18 protein-coding genes are annotated in these 19,303 nt (G+C 69.8%); 9 read left to right on the top strand and 9 right to left on the bottom strand.

The window, feature by feature from the left end; all coding sequences use genetic code 11:
• Positions 1-84 precede the first annotated feature (84 nt).
• Positions 85-1,665, top strand: coding sequence for an FAD-dependent oxidoreductase (locus SM116_RS12505; protein ID WP_320941308.1), 1,581 nt, complete (start codon positions 85-87; stop codon positions 1,663-1,665).
• Between the two features lie 8 nt (positions 1,666-1,673).
• On the opposite strand, the gene SM116_RS12500 is transcribed toward SM116_RS12505, so the two are convergent.
• The 6 genes from SM116_RS12500 to SM116_RS12475 all read right to left on the bottom strand — a co-directional run bounded on the left by SM116_RS12500 (position 1,674) and on the right by SM116_RS12475 (position 8,778).
• Positions 1,674-3,227, bottom strand: a complete 1,554-nt coding sequence (locus SM116_RS12500; protein WP_320941307.1) for a sensor histidine kinase — start codon at positions 3,225-3,227, stop codon at positions 1,674-1,676.
• The gene (locus SM116_RS12495; RefSeq protein WP_320941306.1) at positions 3,224-3,958 is read right to left on the bottom strand and encodes a response regulator transcription factor; all 735 of its coding nucleotides are present in this window, start codon (positions 3,956-3,958) and stop codon (positions 3,224-3,226) included. The genes SM116_RS12500 and SM116_RS12495 overlap by 4 nt, the downstream gene beginning before the upstream one ends.
• An 82-nt stretch (positions 3,959-4,040) precedes the next feature.
• Entirely contained in the window at positions 4,041-5,534 is a 1,494-nt protein-coding gene (locus SM116_RS12490) for a glycoside hydrolase family 130 protein (protein ID WP_320941305.1), read from the bottom strand.
• On the bottom strand, positions 5,531-6,559 hold the full coding sequence (locus SM116_RS12485; protein ID WP_320941304.1) for a glycosyltransferase: 1,029 nt from the start codon (positions 6,557-6,559) through the stop codon (positions 5,531-5,533). The genes SM116_RS12490 and SM116_RS12485 overlap by 4 nt, the downstream gene beginning before the upstream one ends.
• Positions 6,556-7,686 carry a glycosyltransferase gene (locus tag SM116_RS12480; RefSeq protein ID WP_320941303.1) on the bottom strand — a complete coding sequence of 377 codons (1,131 nt, stop codon included), beginning with the start codon at positions 7,684-7,686 and terminating at the stop codon, positions 6,556-6,558. The genes SM116_RS12485 and SM116_RS12480 overlap by 4 nt, the downstream gene beginning before the upstream one ends.
• Before the next feature lie 60 nt (positions 7,687-7,746).
• The gene (locus SM116_RS12475) at positions 7,747-8,778 is read right to left on the bottom strand and encodes a glycosyltransferase family 4 protein (protein WP_320941302.1); all 1,032 of its coding nucleotides are present in this window, start codon (positions 8,776-8,778) and stop codon (positions 7,747-7,749) included.
• 92 nt (positions 8,779-8,870) lie between these two features.
• Between SM116_RS12475 and SM116_RS12470 the strand changes: the two genes are divergently transcribed.
• A complete protein-coding gene (locus SM116_RS12470) occupies positions 8,871-10,211 on the top strand; it encodes an FAD-binding oxidoreductase (RefSeq protein ID WP_320941301.1) in 1,341 nt (446 codons plus the stop codon).
• Between the two features lie 30 nt (positions 10,212-10,241).
• Here SM116_RS12470 and gndA read toward each other — a convergent pair whose 3' ends face one another.
• A complete protein-coding gene (gndA, locus tag SM116_RS12465; RefSeq protein WP_320941300.1) occupies positions 10,242-11,690 on the bottom strand; it encodes an NADP-dependent phosphogluconate dehydrogenase in 1,449 nt (482 codons plus the stop codon).
• 207 nt (positions 11,691-11,897) lie between these two features.
• Between gndA and SM116_RS12460 the strand changes: the two genes are divergently transcribed.
• From SM116_RS12460 to SM116_RS12440, 5 genes are all read left to right on the top strand, one after another.
• Positions 11,898-13,127, top strand: a complete 1,230-nt coding sequence (locus tag SM116_RS12460; protein WP_320941299.1) for a branched-chain amino acid ABC transporter substrate-binding protein — start codon at positions 11,898-11,900, stop codon at positions 13,125-13,127.
• Between the two features lie 96 nt (positions 13,128-13,223).
• Positions 13,224-14,252 carry a branched-chain amino acid ABC transporter permease gene (locus tag SM116_RS12455; RefSeq protein ID WP_320941298.1) on the top strand — a complete coding sequence of 343 codons (1,029 nt, stop codon included), beginning with the start codon at positions 13,224-13,226 and terminating at the stop codon, positions 14,250-14,252.
• A complete protein-coding gene (locus tag SM116_RS12450) occupies positions 14,249-15,430 on the top strand; it encodes a branched-chain amino acid ABC transporter permease (RefSeq protein WP_320941297.1) in 1,182 nt (393 codons plus the stop codon). The genes SM116_RS12455 and SM116_RS12450 overlap by 4 nt, the downstream gene beginning before the upstream one ends.
• Positions 15,431-15,624: 194 nt before the next feature.
• A complete protein-coding gene (locus SM116_RS12445) occupies positions 15,625-16,368 on the top strand; it encodes an ABC transporter ATP-binding protein (RefSeq protein ID WP_320944171.1) in 744 nt (247 codons plus the stop codon).
• Positions 16,355-17,068, top strand: coding sequence for an ABC transporter ATP-binding protein (locus SM116_RS12440; RefSeq protein WP_320941296.1), 714 nt, complete (start codon positions 16,355-16,357; stop codon positions 17,066-17,068). Before SM116_RS12445 ends, SM116_RS12440 begins: the two co-directional genes overlap by 14 nt.
• On the opposite strand, the gene SM116_RS12435 is transcribed toward SM116_RS12440, so the two are convergent.
• On the bottom strand, positions 17,069-17,197 hold the full coding sequence (locus SM116_RS12435) for a hypothetical protein (RefSeq protein ID WP_320941295.1): 129 nt from the start codon (positions 17,195-17,197) through the stop codon (positions 17,069-17,071).
• 205 nt (positions 17,198-17,402) lie between these two features.
• Here SM116_RS12435 and SM116_RS12430 point away from each other — a divergent pair, with 205 nt between their 5' ends.
• Positions 17,403-18,035, top strand: a complete 633-nt coding sequence (locus tag SM116_RS12430; RefSeq protein ID WP_320941294.1) for a 50S ribosomal protein L25/general stress protein Ctc — start codon at positions 17,403-17,405, stop codon at positions 18,033-18,035.
• A 68-nt stretch (positions 18,036-18,103) separates the two neighbouring features.
• On the top strand, positions 18,104-18,688 hold the full coding sequence (pth, locus tag SM116_RS12425) for an aminoacyl-tRNA hydrolase (RefSeq protein ID WP_320941293.1): 585 nt from the start codon (positions 18,104-18,106) through the stop codon (positions 18,686-18,688).
• A 16-nt stretch (positions 18,689-18,704) separates the two neighbouring features.
• On the opposite strand, the gene SM116_RS12420 is transcribed toward pth, so the two are convergent.
• Positions 18,705-19,283, bottom strand: coding sequence for a hypothetical protein (locus SM116_RS12420; protein ID WP_320941292.1), 579 nt, complete (start codon positions 19,281-19,283; stop codon positions 18,705-18,707).
• Between the last annotated feature and the right edge of the window lie 20 nt (positions 19,284-19,303).

Below are 19,303 nucleotides of genomic sequence, written 5' to 3'. Positions count from 1 at the left end.
CGCGCGCTGGGGCGTGAAGCGTGTGCGCATGACCACGGTCGGCCGCGTCGAGCGGTCGCGCGCCCTTAGGGCAGAGTTGTTCATGTGATCTCTGCTCTCACGTCCGCCTGGAGTCGCCTGTTCGCGCTGCTGGGCCGCGTGTCGATGTACCGCACGGCCTTCCTGGCGCTGGCCCTGCTCGCCGTGGTCGCCTTCGGGCTCTCGTTCGCCGGTCTCGTGGCGCCGAGTCCCGTCGAGCTGCTCGTGACGGCCGCCGTCCTCGCCGTCGTGTGCGCGGCGGTGGATGCGGGCGCCCAGGCGCTCCTGCGGCTGCCGTGGCGGCTCGAGTCCTCGCTGATCACGACCGGGATCCTGCTGTTCGTCCTGCGTCCCGCAGCCGACCCGCTCGGCATCGTGGGTCTCGTGATCGCCGGGGTCGCGGCATCCGGATCGAAGTACCTCCTCGCGTATCGCGGGCGGCACATCTTCAACCCCGCGGCCGTCGGCGCGGCCGTCGTCGCCCTCATCGTCGGCATCAGCGGCGCCTACGCGCTGGGTGGACCGTCCTGGTGGGTCGGCACGCCGGCCCTCGGTCCCGTCGTGCTGCTGCTCGGCCTCGTCGTGCTCGTCCGCGCCGAGAAGCTGCGTGTCGCCGCGGTGTTCTGGGTGATCGCGGTGGTCGTGGCCGTCGTCCGGACGATCGTGCAGACGCAGCAGGGCGGGTTCGCGCTCTCGATCGGCGACGTCATCGCCCAGCAGCTGTGGGCGTCGCCGTTCCTCTTCCTCGGCGCGTTCATGGTGTCCGAGCCCCTGACGCAGCCGCCGCGACGCTGGCAGGCGCTGACCGTGGCTGCGATCGTCGGCGTCCTGGCCGGCTGGCCGATCGACCTCGGCGCGATCTCCCTCGGCGCGCTCACACTCGACCAGGAGTGGGCCCTTCTCATCGGGAACGCGGTGGCCTTCGCGTTCTCCGTGCGGTCGGCCGTGCGCCTGGTCCTCGAGGGCCGCTCCTCCCCGACGCCGACGACGCAGGAACTCACATTCCGCACCAAGCGCAGGCTCTCGTTCCTGCCCGGCCAGTATCTCGAGCTCGAGGTCCCGCATCGCAAGGCGGATGCACGCGGCACTCGGCGCGAGTTCTCGATCGTCTCCGCTCCGGAGGACCTGCCGTCCGTCCGCATCGCCTTCCGCGAGGGTACGGGCCCCCAGTCGAGCTACAAGCGCGCGCTCGCCGCGCGGTCGGTCGGCGACACCCTTGCCGTCACCGGCGTCTGGGGCGATTTCCTCCTGCCGCGGAACCCCGACAGCCGTATCCTGCTCGTCGCCGCGGGCATCGGGGTGACGCCGTTCGTCTCGCACCTGCGCCACCTGCGGAGCATCGGCGCACGCCGCGACATCGTCCTCGTCTACGTCGCGTCGCAGGCGTCGGAGCTCGCGTATCGGAGCGAGATCGAGGATGCCGGCATCCCCGTCGTCGTCTTCACCCGCGACGAGCCCGCCGACCTGCCGGCGAACTGGGTGTGGGCGGGCGGTGCACGCATCGACGCCACCGCCCTGCACGAGCATGTGCCCGATCTGCGTGAGCGGCATGTGCTCGTCTCGGGGCCTGCAGCCCTCATCGCCGATCTCGCGCCGGCGATCGACCACGCGAAGTCGCTGACGACCGACGCCTTCAGCGGCTACTGAGCCCCGGCTCAGGGCTGGCGGACGGGCAGCCGCACCGTGAACGTCGTGTCGCCCGGCACGCTCTCTGCCGTGATCGACCCGTGGTGGGCCTCGACGATCGCGCGGGCGATCGAGAGGCCGAGGCCCGTGCCCCCGGTCTTGCGTGCGCGCGAGCGGTCGGCCCGCGAGAAGCGCTCGAACAGCTCGTCGGCGATCGCCGGGTCGATTCCCGGGCCGTCGTCGTGCACCGTGAGCACCGCCTCGTCGCCGTCCCGGTGAAGGCCGACCACGACGCGGGTGCCCTCCGGCGTGTGCGTCCGGGCATTGCCGAGCAGGTTGACGATGACCTGCTGCAGTCGGCCGGCGTCTCCCGCGACGGAGATCGGGGTGTCGTCGAGGTCGAGCGTCCACTCGTGATCCGGTCCCGCGGGGCCGGCGTCGCCCACGGCCTCGATGACGAGGTGGGTGAGGTCGACCTGGCCGTAGACGAGCTCCTGACCCTCGTCGAGGCGGGCGAGCAGGAGCAGGTCCTCGACGAGCGTCGTCATGCGCAGCGACTGCGCCTGGATGCGCTCCAGCGACGCCTCGGTCGTCTCGGCCGCCGCCGGTGCGGGGGAGTGCTGGAGGGCGCGCAGCGACAGCTCCGAGTACCCGCGGATGGAGGCCAGGGGAGTGCGCAGCTCGTGGCTGGCGTCGGCGACGAACCGCCGCATCCGCTCCTCGTTGCGCTGGCGAGCCGCGAGCGAGGAGTCGACGTGATCGAGCAGCGTGTTCAGCGCCGCCCCCACCCGCCCGATCTCGGTGCGATCGTCGGACTCCCCGGGCGGCACCCGCTCGGCGATCGAGACCGCGCCCTGCGCCATCGGCAGGGCCGCGACGCGCGTCGCGGTGTCGGCGACGGCGCGCAGCGGTCGCAGGCCGACGCGGATGACGAGTGCGATCGCCGACCCGAGCAGCAGGAGGCCGCCGGCCGTCACGAGGGCGACCGTCACCAGGATCTGGGTGATCGTCTCGTTGAGCTCCGACATGGGCAGCCCGCCCACGATGATGTACTGACCTGCGACGATCTCGGGGTCGACGCGGTAGGCCCCGAGACCGGGGATGGAGACGGTCGTGATCCCCGGATGCTCGAGCGAATCGGTCAGCGCGTGCCGCTGCGCGAGCGTCAGCGGGACGAGGTGGTCGCCGTCGACGTACGCGGCATCCTCTGTGCCCGCACCGGAGCGCACGAGCAGGAGGAAGCCCGGAGGGTAGGAACCCTGGCTGAGCACGTCGTTGGCTGTGACCGCGTGGAAGGGGCCGGTCGACCGCAGGAGGCCGACGAGCTGCTGCGCGGCGAGGTTCGTCGTGTCGCCGACCTTGTTGTCGAGGTTCTGCTGCAGCACACCGCCGAGGATCGTGCTCGTGGCGACCGCGACGACGACGAGGATGAGCGCGACGAAGCTCGTGATCGTGACCATGAGCCGCGTCTGCAGTGTCCACGGACCGCGCAGGCCACGCCACCGGGACGGCCGCGTCTCGGCCTCGGTCTCGGTCGGCTCTTCGGTCGTCGTGGTGGTCTCTCGGATGTCGAGGGCTGTCACTGCGGCGCTTTGATCATGTAGCCCACGCCGCGCACCGTGTGGATGAGCGGCTCGTGGCCCTGGTCGATCTTCTTCCGCAGGTACGAGATGTACAGCTCGACGACGCTCGAACGGCCGCCGAAGTCGTAGTTCCACACGCGGTCGAGGATCTGCGCCTTGGAGACCACACGGCGCTGGTTGCGCATGAGGAAGCGCAGCAGCTCGAACTCCGTCGCCGTCAGCTCCACCTCGTCGTCGCCGCGGATGACCTCGTGGCTGTCCTCGTTGAGCGACAGGTCGCCCACGCGCAGGATCGGCTCGGCCTCGCTCGCGCGGGCGGTGCCGGCGCGGCGCATCAGAGCGCGCAGACGCGCGACGACCTCTTCGAGCGAGAACGGCTTCGTCACATAGTCGTCACCGCCGGCGGTCAGCCCCGCCACGCGGTCGCCCACGGCATCCTTCGCGGTGAGGAACAGGACGGGCACGTCGTTGCCGGAATGACGCAGTCGCTGCAGCACCGACATGCCGTCGAGGTCGGGCATCATGATGTCGAGCACCATGGCGTCCGGCTCGAAGTCGCGTGCGACCTGCAGGGCCTGGAATCCCGACCCGGCCGACTTGACGTCCCAGCCCTCCATGCGCAGCGCCATGGACAGCAGATCGGTGAGCATCTGCTCGTCGTCGACGACGAGGATGCGCGGCGCACTGCCGTCCGCGCGACGCAGGGTGGTGGAGCCGGCAGGGGACGTCATGGCACTGATTGTGCTCCTGTCGAAGGGGACAATCCATGGTGGATGCTATGGCGTTGCTGTGAAAGGGAAGCTCATGCCCGCGTCATAGGTCCACGGGTACCGGCTGACCACCGTCTTCGACCGGCTCCAGCATCGGCCAGAGGTCGTCGAGGCCGATCGAGTACACGCGGATGCGCGAGTCGCCGACCCCGACCGGGATCCACAGCGTTCCGCGATGGATGACGGCGCCGCACGAGTACACGACGCGGGGCACATAGCCGGGCACCAGGTCGCCCTCGGGCCGCAGAAGGGGAGTCCGCGTGCGGCGGAGCACCCGCGACGGGTCGTCGAGGTCGAGCAGCACCGCGCCGAGCGAGTAGGTTCGCAGCGGCCCGACTCCGTGCGTCAGCACGAGCCATCCTTCTTCGGTCTCGATCGGCGACCCGCAGTTGCCCAGCTGGATGAGCTCCCACGGCTCGCGCGGGTGGCAGATGGGCCCCTGATCGTTCCACACCAGGCCGTCGGACGAGGAGGCGAGGGAGATGTTCTCGCCGCCGACGCGCGTGAGAGCGAGGTGCTGACCGCGCACGAGGCGCGGAAACAGAGCCATCCCCTTGTTGTGAGCCCCCGAACCGGTGAGCCGGTGGAACGCGAACCGGACCAGATCCGGCGAGGTCATGAGCCGAGGCGCGATCGTGCTGCCGTCGTAGGCCGTGTAGGTGGCGCGATACGAGAACGTGCCGTCCTCGTCGGCGAATCGGACGAACCGGGCATCCTCGACGCCGTTGTGCTCTTCCGGAGTCACCGGCAGGAGGGTGCGGGCGGACAGCGCGGACTCCGGGGGGAAGGCCGCTTCGTAGGCTGACCGGCACATGTCGCGCAGGAGGTGGAGGACGGGCATGCTGCTCGGGCGCATCGACACGGTGTACGGCAGGCGGTCGATCGCGGCCTCGAGATCGGCCGGCCGGAAACGCTCCGGCAGCGTCGAGACGACGGTGCTGGCGAGGTCGCTGAGTCCGCCGTCATCCGCCAGGGTGTGCGCGAAGTGCGCCCGCGACCACTCTCCGGTCTCGATCGCGGGTCGTGTGAGGGGGTGCGCGCGTTCCGCGAAGGTCCAGGACCCGTCGGCCGTGACGACGGCTTCGGCGAAGCCGACCGACGAGACGTGCCCCTCGCCGATGCAGCGAACCGAGACGGCGAGACGCAGATCATCCGGGCCGAGTCCCGCCTGAGACGGGTGGACCACGGCGCTCGGGTTGCACAGGGCCGCGCCCTCGACCGCGTAGTCGGCGGTGAAGACGGAGCCGATCACGATCTCCTGCGCGCGTGAGAGCCGCCCGGTGAGGGCGTCTCCATCCAGGACCGCCTCGGCGTGGGAGACGAGGATCTCCTCAGGATCGCGGTGCTGGGCCGCGAACTCGGCGACGGCCCGCTCCGCGGCGGCGCGCAGCGTATCGGCCGGCAGGGCGAGCACGCGCGCGACGACGGCATCCACCCGGGCATCGGACGAGGCCGGGCTCTCTCCGGGGAGGAACAGACGCGTGACGACACGACCGGGGTCGTGGTCGATGAGGGCGTCGTGCGCGGTGAGGCTCATGCGGCGACCTCGCGCATCGCTCCCACTCGCCGGGCCTGCTGATACGTGCTCAGCATCGCGAGCGTGGATTCGGCGCCACGGTTCTCGTTCCGGCCCTCGCGGGTCAGACCGTCGTAGCCGGCTCCGGTCTGCGGGTCGAGCATGGGGATGCCCGTGTCGTTGTCGCCGAGGAACCAATCCCAGGCCATACCGACGGCGTCGCGCCACTCGCTGTCTCCGGTGAGCTCGTACGCCCTCGCGCACGCGTCGGCGATCGTGGCGACCTCGATGGGCTGCTGGTCGAACAGGGGCCCGCCCTCGCCCGGGCCTCGCCCTCCGACACCTGTGACGGACAGGTGTCGGTCGATCGTCTCGACCGAGAGCAGGAAGCGCAGCAGATCGATGCCTCGGCTGACCGCGACCGCGTCGTCGAGTCCGTCCCCCGCGGCGAGGAGCGCCTCCGGCAGGACCGCGTTGGCGTAGCGCAGTCGCTCCTCCGGCCATGGCCACATGGCGTCCCCTTTCGTCGGGATCATGTCGATCGCACCCCGAAGCAGTCGGCGCGCGTCCGACTCCCCGGGGTGGATGCGCAGCACTTCGCAGGCGCCGAGCGCCGCGAACGCCATGGCGTGCGGATGCGGTGACCGCCGGGATGCGGCACGCCGGAATCCCGCCAAGGCTCTGTCGCCCGAGCCCTGCCCCGGCCACCGGGCCGCGGTGACGCCGAGCGACCAGACGGCCCTGCCCCACCAGTCCCCGAGGGCCGGCGGGCTGGTGAACCCGCCATCAGGCGACCGGCGGTTGCGTACTCGCCCGTCCGGTCCGACGGCGGCGTCGACGAACGCGAGGCACGTCGAGGCGAGCCGTGCCTCGTCCCGACCGAGGCGCGGCTCGCGTGCGAGGACGACGAGCGCGCGGGCGACATCGTCGACACAATACCCCCCGTCCCGGCGAGGCCGGTCCAGGAGCGCGTGCTCGAAGACGCCGCCGTCATCGCTCATCGCGATCAGGTGCGCGAAGACCGCGTCGTCGCGCCACGGTGTCATGCGGCCCGCTCGGCTCGCACCGATCGCGCGAGCAGCCGGAAGTCCTCCGCTGCGGCCGTCCACGTGACGGGTGCGGTCTGGGCCGCGGCCGCCTGCCTGTCGCGTCTCGCATCGTCATCGGCGTCGAGGAGGGTGCGCAGGGCTCGCGCCATCGATGCGGGATCGGCGTGGGCCGCAATGATGCCGGCACCGCCGCCGAGCAGCTCGACTGCGTGCGGGAATCCGGTGGACACGACCGGGACTCCGGCCGCGACGGCCTCGGCGAGGACACCGGAGGTGGCTTGCTCGCTCGACTCGTAGGGCAGCAGCACAGCGTCGGCCGAGGCGAGGAGCTCGTCGAGCTCGCGGTCGTCCAGGTAGTGGTCGTCGAGGGTGACCGAGGATTCGAGACCGAGCTCCCGGATGACCTGGCGCAGGTGCTCCCGGTACGCCTCGCCCTGCACCGCGCGCACCTTGGGGTGGGTCTGGCCGGCGACGACGTACTCGACGTCGAGGTCTCGCAATCGCCCGATCGCGCGGATTCCCCACTCGATCCCCTTGCCGGGGGAGATCAGGCCCCAGGTGAGGATGCGTCTCCTCTCCGACCGGAGAGCAGGGACGGCGGGGTGGTGGTGAGCGGCGACGCCGTGCGGGATGACGACGACCTTGTCGGGTGCGACCCGATAGCGGGAGGTGAGGACTTCGCGCGCGAGCCGGGTCATCACGACCACGGAAGCGGCGTGCGCGCACACGCTCTCCAGCACGGCGCGCTGGTGCTCCGACGGCGATGGCAGCACCGTGTGCAGCACCGCGATGACCGGGGTCTCGAGCTCCGCGAGAAGCTGGAGGACATCCTCACCGTCCGGGCCGCCGTAGATCCCGTACTCGTGCTGCACGATCGCGACGTCGCACGCGTCGAGTGCGGCGACGGCGCGTCGCATGCTGGCGCCGTCGCCCGCGACCAGCTCGGCGCGCGGGTTCCGCCCCCCGGGAGAGGCCGGCGCGCTGCATCCGCCGGGTCCATCGAGCGATCGGACGACGAACACCTCATCGCGACCCGTCTCGGCGAGCGCCGTCTCGAGCGCAGCCGTGAAGGTCGCGAGACCGCATCTCGTGGGGGGATAGGTGGAGAGGATCCCGAACCGCATGACGTGAGCCTTCCTCCTGCTGTCGCCCTGCACGTGTCCGGTATTAGAGCACCGTCTGCTTCAGATCCCCGGGGACTTGACAAACCTCGGGTCTTCGAGCAACGACCGGTACACGCGGAGGTAGTCGTCGACCATCCGCTCCGCGTCGAACCGCTCGCGGGCGCGGGCCCGGATGGCCTCGGGGTCCAGTCGCACGGCGAGCGGAACGGATGCGACGGCCTCCTCGATGCCGCTGACGACGAAGCCCGTGACGCCGTCGTCGATGACCTCGGGCATCGAGCCCCGCCGGTAGGCGATGACGGGCGTTCCGCAGGCCATCGCCTCGACGACCGACAGGCCGAACGGCTCATCGAAGCCGATCGGATGCAGGAGGGCCGCGGCACTCCCGAGCACCTCGGTGCGCTCCGCCGGACCCACCGAGCCGCGGTAGACCACATGATCCCCGTCGATGTGCGGCTCGACGCGTTCCGCGAAATACGCCGGATCCTGGATGATCCCGCACAGGACGAGCCGCCGGCCTGCGCGCGCGGCGATCTCGATCGCCTCGGCCGTCCCCTTGTCGGGATGGATCCGCCCGAACGCGACGAGATCGTCGCCGCGCGCCGGCAGGTCGCGGAACTCGGACATGTCGATGCCGTGATGCACCGTCGCGACATAGTCCAGATCCGGAGAGCGGTCGGCGTCCGAGATCGAGACATAGGCCGATCGCGAGCGGGCGTAGGCGGGAAGGATGCCGGCGCCTGAGAACCCGTGGATCGTCGTGACGACGGGCGCCCGCCAGAAGGCGTCGAAGGCCAGCGGAAGCCAGTCGAGGTTGTTGTGCACGAGGTCGAACGAGCCCGACGATTCCAGGGCGTGCGCCACGTGCAGCGCCTCCCAGACACGTCCGTCCATGGCGGCGTCCTCCGCGTAGCCGTGCGGCGACACCGCGTCGAGCCGTGCCGCGGTGACCGAGTCCGCCGTGGCGAAGAGGGTGACGTCGACTCCCCGCCGCACGAGACCCTCCGTCAGGAGACTGGTGACACGCTCCCACGGGCCGTAGTGCGTCGGGGGTGTGCGCCAGGCGATCGGGCCGAGCATTGCGATCCTCATGAGCTGAAGGGTAGGCGCCGCGGAGGGCCCTGCGCGATGGGCTTGACGCCCTGCCACCACCGATGTCGATGGCTCGCGCTACTGTGCCCCGCATGGATATCGCACCCCTTCAGACGAGCATCGCCGGCACCGTACTCACCGCGGCGGATCAGGGATGGGATGCCGCGCGCGTCTCCCCTGCGGGCACCGGCAGCCCCGAGGTCATCATCCGCGCCGCGAGCGTGGACGACGTGTGCGAGGCCGTGCGCTTCGCCGCGGCCTCGCGCCGCCCCGCGGTCGTGCGCGGAGGCGGCCACAGCGTGTGGTGCACGCTCGATGACGGAGTGCTGATCGACCTCTCCGGCCTCGACTCCATCGATGTGGTCGCCGACCCTGAGGGCGGCGCGCTCGTGCGTGTCGGGGGAGGCGCCCGATGGGGCGACGTCGCGCGTGCACTCGGCGCCCAGGGGCTCGGCATCAGCTCCGGAGACACCGCGTCCGTCGGCGTCGGCGGTCTCACGCTCGGCGGCGGGATCGGATGGATGGTGCGGGCCTGGGGCCTTGCGGCCGACCAGCTCGTGGGCGCCCAGATCGTCACGGCGGAGGGGCGCGTGGTCGAGGTGACGGAGGCGTCGCACCCGGACCTCCTGTGGGCACTGCGCGGCGGCGGCGGCAACTTCGGCGTCGTCACTCGGTTCGACTTCCGTGCGCATGACCTCGACGGCGTCGTGTTCGCCGAGCTCGGGGTGGCGGGTGACCCGCGCCCGGTGCTGAGGACGCTTCGGGACGTCCTCGCCACGGCCCCCCGTGAGCTGACGGTGACCTACATGGACGTACCCGCCATGGACCCGAGCGCCCCCGGCGGCAGATCCATCGCCGCGTGCTGGATCGGGCGCGACGTCGACGCCCTGCGTTCGGCGCTCGCGCCGCTTCTCGCGCTCGACGGCGTGACCGAGAAGGACATTGCCCCTCGCGACTACGCCGGCATCCTCCTCGAGCACCCCCAGCCCGAGCCAGGACAGCAGCTTCCCGGCTTCCTCGGCGGAAACACGCTCGTCCGCGTGCTCGACGATGCGTTCATCGACGGGCTCGTCGATTTCCGCGAGTCCACGGAGGCGTCCGTCGTGTTCCTGCGATCGCTGGGCGGAGCGTACGGCGACGTCGGCGCGGATGCCACGGCCTTCGCCGCGCGCGACGCGACGTGGTTCGCGATGGCGGGCGGGTTCGACATCCCCGGACTGGTCGACGACGCCGAGCGCGCGAGACTGGACAGCGCGTGGCGCGAGCTCGAGGCGCACGGCGTCGCCGTCTACGGCAACTTCACGACCTCGGTCGATCCGTCGCTTCCGAGCAGGATGTACCCCCCGCAGACCATGGCGAGGCTCGCCCAGGTGAAGTCGCATTGGGATCCGCGCAACCTGTTCGCCCGCAATCACAACGTCGTCCCGCTGTGATCGGCGCCGCGCCGAGGGCGGCGGCGGGGCTCAGTGCGTGTCTTCGGCCTCGACCTCGGTGCGGTCGGCGGACCACAGGGTGTGGAACGTGCCGGGACGGTCGATGCGCTTGTAGGTGTGCGCACCGAAGAAGTCGCGCTGCCCCTGGATCAGCGCGGCGGGCAGCCGCTCGGCGCGCAGGCCGTCGTAGTACGCGAGGGACGACGAGAACGCGGGGGAGGGGATGCCGCCCGTGGCCGCCGTGGCGACGATGCGACGCCACGATCCCTGGGCGCGCTCGAGCGCCTCGACGAAGTACGGCGCGGTGAGGAGCACGGCGAGGTCGGGCGTCTGCGCGTACGCGTCGGCGATCCGGTTGAGGAACTGCGCGCGGATGATGCATCCCGCCCGCCAGATCTTCGACACCGCACCGAGGTCGATGTCCCAGCCGTACTGCGCCGCACCGGCGCGGATCTCGTCGAAGCCCTGCGAGTACGCGACGATCTTGGAGGCGAACAGGGCCAGGCGCACGTCCTCGATGAACGCATCCGCGTCGTCGACGGTGAGCGACTCGAGCGGTCCGGGAAGCGACCCGGAGACCTCGCGCTGCTCGGGGTGCGACGACAGGGATCGCGCGAAGGTGGCCTCCGCGATGCCCGACACGGGCACGCCGAGATCGAGCGCCGTCTGCACGGTCCACGCGCCGGTGCCCTTGGCGCCGGCCTGGTCCACGATGACGTCGACGAGCGGCTTGCCGGTCTCCGCGTCGACCTGGCGCAGCACCTCGGCGGTGATCTCGATGAGGTAGGACTCGAGCTCGCCGTGGTTCCACTCGGCGAAGACGTCGGCGATCTCGGCGGGCGACTTGCCGGTGCCGCGCCGGATGAGGTCGTAGGCCTCGGCGATCAGCTGCATGTCGGCGTACTCGATGCCGTTGTGCACCATCTTGACGAAGTGCCCCGCGCCGTCGTGGCCGATGTGCGTGACACAGGGCTCGCCCTCGGCGACCGCGGCGATCGTGCGCAGGATCGGACCGAGCGTCACCCACGACTCGTCCGAGCCCCCGGGCATGAGCGACGGGCCGTGCAGCGCGCCCTCCTCGCCGCCGGAGACGCCCATGCCGACGAAGTTGATGCCTGTCTCGCGGACCGCCTTCTCGCGGCGGATGGTGTCGGTGAACAGGGCGTTCCCGCCGTCGACGATGATGTCGCCCGGCTCGAACACGCGTACGAGCTCGTCGATGACGGCATCCGTGCCCGCGCCCGCCTTGACCATGATGATCGCCGTGCGCGGCTTCTGCAGGGATGCCGCGAACTCCTCGTACGAGAAGCTCGGGACGAAGCCGGCCTCGGGGTGCTCCGCGACCAGGTCGTCGGTCTTCGCACGGCTGCGGTTGAACACGGCCACCGTGTTCCCCTCGCGGCTGGCGAGGTTGCGGGCGAGATTCGAACCCATCACGGCGAGGCCGACGACCCCGATGTTGGCGGTGGCTTCAGACACAGTGCTCTCCTCGAGTTCGGGTCGGGTGCATTCTCAGCGTAGTAGGCCGCGGAGGGCGCTCTCAGGCACGTGACACCGAGTATCGAATCGATCGCAATCCGGATTCAAACCGTGCGCACCGGGCGCTGACGCGATACTCTCGGCGCACCTTGAACTCGTCGGCGAGTGAACCCGTTTGCCGGCGGTAAGAAATCGGAAGGCAATCACATGATTCGTAAGAAGGCACTTGCGGGGGTGGCCACCGCTGCGGCGGCTCTCGTCCTGCTGGCCGGCTGCGCCAATCAGTCGGGATCCACGGGGGGCAGCACCTCCACCGGCGGCGGCAAAGTCAACATTCCCGCGGTCACGTCCGTCGAGACGCCGAAGGACGCCGTTCTCCCGAAGGGCGACGGCAAGGGCAAGTGCCCGTCGACCACGACCATCGCCTACATCGGTGCCGAGACCGGCCCCAACGCCCAGCTCGGCATCAACATCTTCAACGGCATCCAGCTCGCGGTGAACCAGCACAACCAGGCGAACCCCGACTGCCAGGTGCAGTTCAAGAAGTTCGACACCGAGGGCGACCCGAACAAGGCGACCGGCCCCGTCACGCAGGCGGTCAACGAGGCCGACATCATCGGCGTCGTCGGCCTGCCGTTCTCGGGCGAGTCGAAGGCCACGGGCAACATCTTCGAGCAGCAGGGCCTCGTGCACATCACGCCCTCCGCGACCAACCCGGGCCTGACGAAGAACGGCTGGACGACGTTCTACCGCGGACTCGGCAACGACGCGCAGCAGGGCCCGGCGGCCGCGAAGTTCCTGACCGACACGCTGAAGGCCAAGAAGGTCTACCTCGTGCAGGACGACTCGGACTACGGCATCGGCCTCGCCGGCACGACGTCGGCCGCCCTGGGCAGCGCCCTCGTCGGCACCGACAAGGTGACGACCGGCCAGAAGGACTTCTCGGCCACGATCTCCAAGATCCTGAACGCGAAGCCCGACGCCGTGTACTACTCCGGCTACTACGCAGAGGGTGCACCGTTCGACCAGCAGCTGGTCAACAAGGGCTACACCGGCGTCTTCGTCGGCCCCGACGGCGTGAAGGACGACCAGTTCATCAAGCTGGCCGGCGACGCGTCGAAGAACGCCTACTTCACCTGCCCCTGCATCCCCGGTGAGCTCCTCACGCAGTTCGAGTCTGAGTACAAGACGCTCAACAACGCCGAGCCCGGCACGTACTCCATCGAGGGGTACGACGCCGCGACGGTCCTGCTGAGCGGCATCGACGCGGGCAAGCAGACCCGCGCCGACCTGGTGAGCTGGGTCAAGTCCTACGACAAGGACGGCCTGAGCAAGCACTACAAGTGGGACTCCACGGGTGAGCTGCAGGCGCCTGCCGTCTACGGCTACAAGGTGCAGGACGGCAAGATCGCCTACATCGGCCCGATCGGTCAATGAGATCAGGATGCCGCGGCGCCTCAGGCGCCGCGGCATCCTGCCCGTGATGCCGCCCGTGTGCGGCTCCGCCGCCCCCGACACCCCTCCGGAGACCGCATGCTCGAATTCGTCCTCAGCGGACCGTTCCTCGACAATTCCTGGATCAACTTCGACGTCAACGCGCTCGTCCAGAACTTCTGGAGCGCAACATTCGACGGCCTCACCTTCGGCGCCGTCTACGGTCTGATCGCCGTCGGCTACACGCTCGTCTACGGCGTCCTCAGCCTCATCAACTTCGCCCACTCCGAGGTGTTCATCGTCGGCGCGTACGGCGTCGTCATCACTCTCACGAGTCTCGGCTTCGGACCGAGCGCCCCCACCCTGGGCCCGCTGGCGATCATCGGAGATCTGCTGCTGGCGATGGTGGTCGGCATGATCGCGTCCGCCCTGACGGCGCTGTTCATCGAACGCGTCGCCTACCGCCCGCTGCGAAAGCGGAACGCGCCGCGGCTGGCGTTCCTCATCACCGCGATCGGCATGTCGTTCGCGATCCAGTACACGATCTTCCTTCTGCAGGGCCCCCTGGGCGGCCCGTCGGGTGCGAACGCGATGCCGAGCATCACCATGTTCGTGCAGCATCCCGTGTTCGACGTGTTCGGCACGCTCATCTACGACGTGCAGCTGATCATCGTCGCCGCCGCGGTCATCCTGATGATCGCGACCGACCTCTTCATCCGGCGCGGACGCACGGGCCGCGGGATCCGCGCCGTCGCGCAGGATCCCGACACCGCGACGCTCATGGGTGTGAACAAGGAGCGGATCATCATGATCACCTTCGTGCTCGGCGGCATCCTGGCCGGTGCCGCCGCTCTGTTCTACGTGATGCTGGTGCCATCCGGCGTCATCTACAACGGCGGCTTCATCCTCGGCGTCAAGGCGTTCGCCGCCGCCGTGCTCGGCGGCATCGGAAACGTCCGTGGCGCCCTCCTCGGCGGTCTGCTGCTGGGCGTCATCGCCAACTACGGGCAGATCCTCCTCGGTGACGCGCAGTGGGCGGATGTCGTATCGTTCGTTGTACTGGTCCTGGTGCTGCTGATCCGGCCCGAGGGCATCCTCGGGCAGACGCTCGGAAGGAGCCGCGCATGAGCTTTTCCGAAGGCCCCAAGGTCCTGCCCGGCGCCGAATCGGCGCGGGAGACCATCGAGACGGAGTCGATCGCGTCTCCGCCGCGTGGCCCGTTCCTCAACCTCCGCGAAAGGTGGAACGGGCTCGCGCGCCCCGTCCAGTGGGCGTGGCTGCTGATCGTCGTGGCGATCGCCTACGCGCTGCCCTATCTGAACTTCTTCCCGCTGACGACAGAGCCCGGCAACGACTGGAAGCTCGCGTGCTTCGCCATGGCGGTGTACGCGCTCGTGGCGGTCGGCCTGAACATCGTGATCGGCTATGCCGGTCTCCTCGACCTGGGATACGTCGCGTTCTTCGCGGTCGGGTCCTACACGGCCGCGATGTTCACGAGTCCGGACTCGCCGCTCGCGAAGATCCCCTACCTGTGGACGCTGCCGCTCGCCATCGCGATCACGATGTTCTTCGGGGTCCTGCTGGGCGTGCCGACGCTGCGTCTGCGCGGCGACTACCTCGCCATCGTCACGCTCGGCTTCGGAGAGATCGTGCGCATCCTGGCGACGATCATCCCGGCCATGAAGGGCCAGGTCGGGTTCCAGAACGTCGGGCACCCGCCGGGGGAGTCCGCGAGCGGGGTCCCGATCTTCGCGAATTCGAACGGTGCGCCGTGGTACTGGCTGACTCTCACGATCATCATCATCGTGCTGCTGCTGGTGGGCAACCTCGAGCGCAGTCGCGTGGGACGGGCGTGGGTCGCGATCCGCGAGGACGAGGATGCCGCCGAGATCATGGGCGTCCCCACGTTCAAGTACAAGGTGTGGGCGTTCGCGCTCGGAGCGGGTGTCGGCGGCCTGTCGGGCGCGCTGTTCGCGGGCCAGGTCGGCTTCGTGAACAACCAGAAGTTCGACGTCCAGACCTCGATCCTGTTCGTCGCCGCGGTCGTGCTCGGCGGCGCCGGCAACAAGGTCGGCGCCCTGCTGGGTGGTGCGATCGTCGCCTACATCCCCCTGCGATTCACCGCGATCGCCGACTACAAGTACCTGATCTTCGGCATCGTCCTCGTTCTCCTGATGATGTTCCGGTCGCAGGGCCTGGTCCCCGCGAAGATGCGGCTGCTGGCGTTCGCCCGACGGGCCATGCACTGGACGGCCGCCCCGCCCCCGCCGCCTGAGGCACCGGCCGTGGAAGGAGCATCGTCGTGACCGACGAGAACGAGAGGGCCCGCGAAGAGGCGGAGATCGCCCGCGCGGCACACGTGCCCGTCGAGGACGACGCGATCGGCGCGCCGGTCATCCCCGACCACGCTGAGGGGCCGGCTCTCGTCGAGGGCGCCGAGTCCGAGCGCGATCTCGCGGTCGCGGTGGGCGAGAGGCTCGTCGAGGTCCGCAACCTGACGATGAAGTTCGGCGGCCTGTCCGCGCTCGACGATGTGTCGTTCGACATCAAGCGCGGCGAGATCCTGGGCCTCATCGGGCCGAACGGCGCAGGCAAGACCACCTGCTTCAACGCGATGACGGGCGTGTACAAGCCGACCAGCGGCGACGTGCTGCTGGAGGGCGTCTCGCTCAAGGGCCGTAAGCAGCACAACATCACGAGGATGGGTCTGGCGCGCACGTTCCAGAACATCCGGCTGTTCGGTGAGATGACGGCCCTCGAGAACGTCGTCGTGGGCCTGGATGCGCGGCACCGCACGTCTGTCCCCGGCGCTCTGCTGCGCCTGCCGCGGCACACGCGCGAGGAGAGGACGTCGATCGATCGCGGCATGGCGCTGCTGGAGTTCGTGGGCATCGCCCAGCATGCCGAGAAGCGCGCACGCGAGCTCTCGTACGGCTCTCAGCGTCGCCTCGAGATCGCCCGCGCGCTCGCGACCGACCCGAAGCTGCTCTGCCTCGACGAGCCGGCGGCCGGATTCAACCCTGCGGAGAAGGACGACCTCATGGCGCTCATCCGCACGATCCGCGACGAGGGCTACACCGTGCTGCTGATCGAGCACGACATGCGGCTCGTCATGGGCGTCACGGACCGTATCGTCGTCCTGGAGTTCGGGCGCAAGCTCGCCGACGACGTCCCGCTCGCCATCCGCAACGACCCGCGCGTGGTCGCGGCCTACCTCGGGGAGCCTGAAGATGACGCTGCTTGAGCTGAGGGACGTCTCCGTCCACTACGGACGCATCCGGGCGATCCAGAACATCTCGTTCTCCGTGGACGAGGGCGAGATCGTGTCGCTGATCGGCGCCAACGGCGCCGGCAAGACGACCACGATGCGCACCATTTCGGGGCTGCTGCATCCATCGGAGGGGTCGATCTTCTTCGAGGGGCAGGACATCACGAAGATGAAGGCCCACCTGCGGGTGCTGAACGGCATCTCTCAGGCGCCGGAGGGACGCGGCATCTTCCCGGGCATGACGGTGCTCGAGAACCTCGACATGGGAACGTTCGGCCTCAAGAGTCGCGCCGGCGTCGCCGAGTCCTACGATCGCGTGTTCTCGCTCTTCCCGCGCCTCGATGAGCGCAAGAAGCAGCTCGGCGGCACGATGTCCGGCGGCGAGCAGCAGATGCTCGCCATCGGCCGCGCGCTGATGTCCCGCCCGCGGGTGCTGCTGCTGGACGAGCCGTCGATGGGCCTCGCGCCGCAGTTCATCCGGCAGATCTTCAAGATCATCACGGAGATCAACGCGCAGGGCACGACCGTGGTGCTCGTCGAGCAGAATGCGAATCAGGCGCTCGCACGCGCCCACCGCGCGTTCGTGCTCGAGACGGGCTCGATCACGCGCTCGGGCACCGGCAGGGAGCTGCTCGCCGATCCGGCCGTGAAGGAGGCCTACCTCGGCGTCGCCTGATCAGTCCTTGCGGTAGGCCGCGCGCCCCATCGTCCAGAACGCGAGGACGGTGCCGACGAGCCCGATGGCGGCGATGAGGCCGATGAGGGCCAGGATGCCGTCGCTGAGGGTCTGGCTGTCGATGGTCATCATGCCTCCTGTGCGGGATCGGTGCGTCTTCATCGTAGCGGTCGCACTGGTAGACTCGATTCCCGTACTTCGGCGAGGGATGCTGCGCGCTGCGCGGCGTCCGTGATCGACGCGGTGGAGCAGGCAGCAGCTTTCCTCACGCGCACGCGTTCGAGTCGAGAACAGACCATCGTCAGGGCTGCATGCCCGCTTTAGGAGAATCACCATGTCGGAAGACACCAAGGTCCACGCGGAGCTGCGCGACAGCTTCGGCAAGGGCTTCGCCCGTCGCCTGCGCGCCGCGGGCAAGATCCCCGCCGTCATCTACGGTCACGGCACCGACCCCGTGCACGTCGCCCTGCCCGGCCACCAGGTCTCGCTCATCGTGCGTCACGCGAACGCGGTGCTCGAGCTCGACGTCGAGGGCAAGCACCTCCTCACGCTCGTCAAGGACGTGCAGAAGGACCCGGTGCACCAGATCATCGAGCACATCGACCTCCTCGTCGTGAAGAAGGGCGAGAAGATCCAGGTGCAGGTGCCCATCGTCGTCACCGGCGAGCCCGCCCCGGGCACGATCGTGAACCTCGACGCCACCTCCATCACGCTCGAGGTCGAGGCGACCCACATCCCGGAGAACATCGAGGTCTCCGTGGAGGGCCTCGAGGACGGCACGCACATCACCGCGGCCGACCTGCAGCTCCCGAAGGGCGCGTCGCTCCAGGCCGACCCGGAGACCCTCGTCGTCGCGGTCAGCATCCCCGCGGCAGGCATCGCCGCGGAGGAGGAGATCGCCGCCGCCGATGCCGCGGTCGCCGAGGAGCAGTCGGAAGAGGCCGCCGAGGGCTCGACCGAGGCCTGATCCTCGCAGAACGTCGGAAGAGGGGGTGCGGATGCGCCCCCTCTTCTCAGTGCAGAAGGATGTGATCCATGGTGCAGACCTGGCTGGTGGTCGGGCTCGGCAACCCCGGGCCGCAGTACGAGCTGACCCGGCACAACGTGGGCCAGCTGGTCGTCGACGAACTGGCTGAGCGCCGCCGCGAGCGGTTCTCGTCGCACAAGGCGAACGCGCGTGTCGCGGAGACGTGGCTGCGGCCGGGGGCGGTGAAGATCGTGCTCGCGAAGCCGAACTCGTACATGAACGTCTCCGGCGGCCCGGTCTCCGCGCTCGCGAAGTACTACGGCGTGGATGCCGAGCACATCGTGGTGGTGCACGACGAACTCGACATCCCGTTCGACACCGTCAAGCTCAAGGTCGGCGGCGGTCACGGCGGCCACAACGGGGTGCGCGACGTGGCGAAGGCTCTCGGCACGGCCGATTTCCCGCGCGTGCGCGTCGGCATCGGGCGCCCTCCCGGCCGGCAGGACCCGGCGGACTGGGTGCTGGACCCGTTCAGCGCGGCCGATCGCAAGCAGCTGCCGCTCCTGCTCTCTGATGCGGCGGATGCCGTCGAGCTGCTGATCGGCGACGGCCTCGTCGCGGCCCAGCAGAAGCACCACGCCCCGCGCGCCTGATGGCCCGGCGCCCGGATCAGGCGTTCGGGGGAACCGCTCCCGCCGCACCCAGGCCCAGGAAGATCAGCAGCAGGACGAAGTAGGCGAAAGGCCCGATGGCCGCGACGATGACCGCGGCGATGCCGAACCCTCGGCCGCGCCGCGTCGCGATCGCGACGATGCCCTGGACGATGGCCCAGATGCCGAGGATCATTCCCGCCCAGAACGCGATCTCTGCGACGAGCACCTCGCCCCGGACGGGGGTGAGGGCCGCAAGCATCGCCGACGTCGAGGCGTTCGTCTCGGAGAGGGCGCTCAGCTGCTGCGCGCCGACGCCGGCGCCGATGCCCCACCCCGCGAAGGACGCGACGATCGGTGCCACGACCGCGGCGAGAAGCGACAGGATGAACGCCACGGCGCCCAGGGTCCGCGAACCTGCGGGCCGGGGCTGCCGGGGCCGGTAACCGGGCGCCGGCGGTGCCGTGTACGGTGCGGCGAACGGCCTCCCGTAGGCGTCCGCGGGCGGTTGCCCGTAGACGGGCTGTCGCGTGTTCGGATACGGCATCGGAACGGGTTGCGGGGCGGGCGGCGGTGCGTCGGGTCCCTCATCGGTCACGCGCCCAGCCTACGGCGCGG

The sequence above is a fragment of the Microbacterium rhizosphaerae genome (assembly GCF_034120055.1).
Lineage (GTDB): Bacteria > Actinomycetota > Actinomycetes > Actinomycetales > Microbacteriaceae > Microbacterium > Microbacterium rhizosphaerae.
The sequence above is the reverse complement of the archived record's forward strand: the minus strand, read 5'-3'. Positions and strand labels throughout refer to the sequence as shown.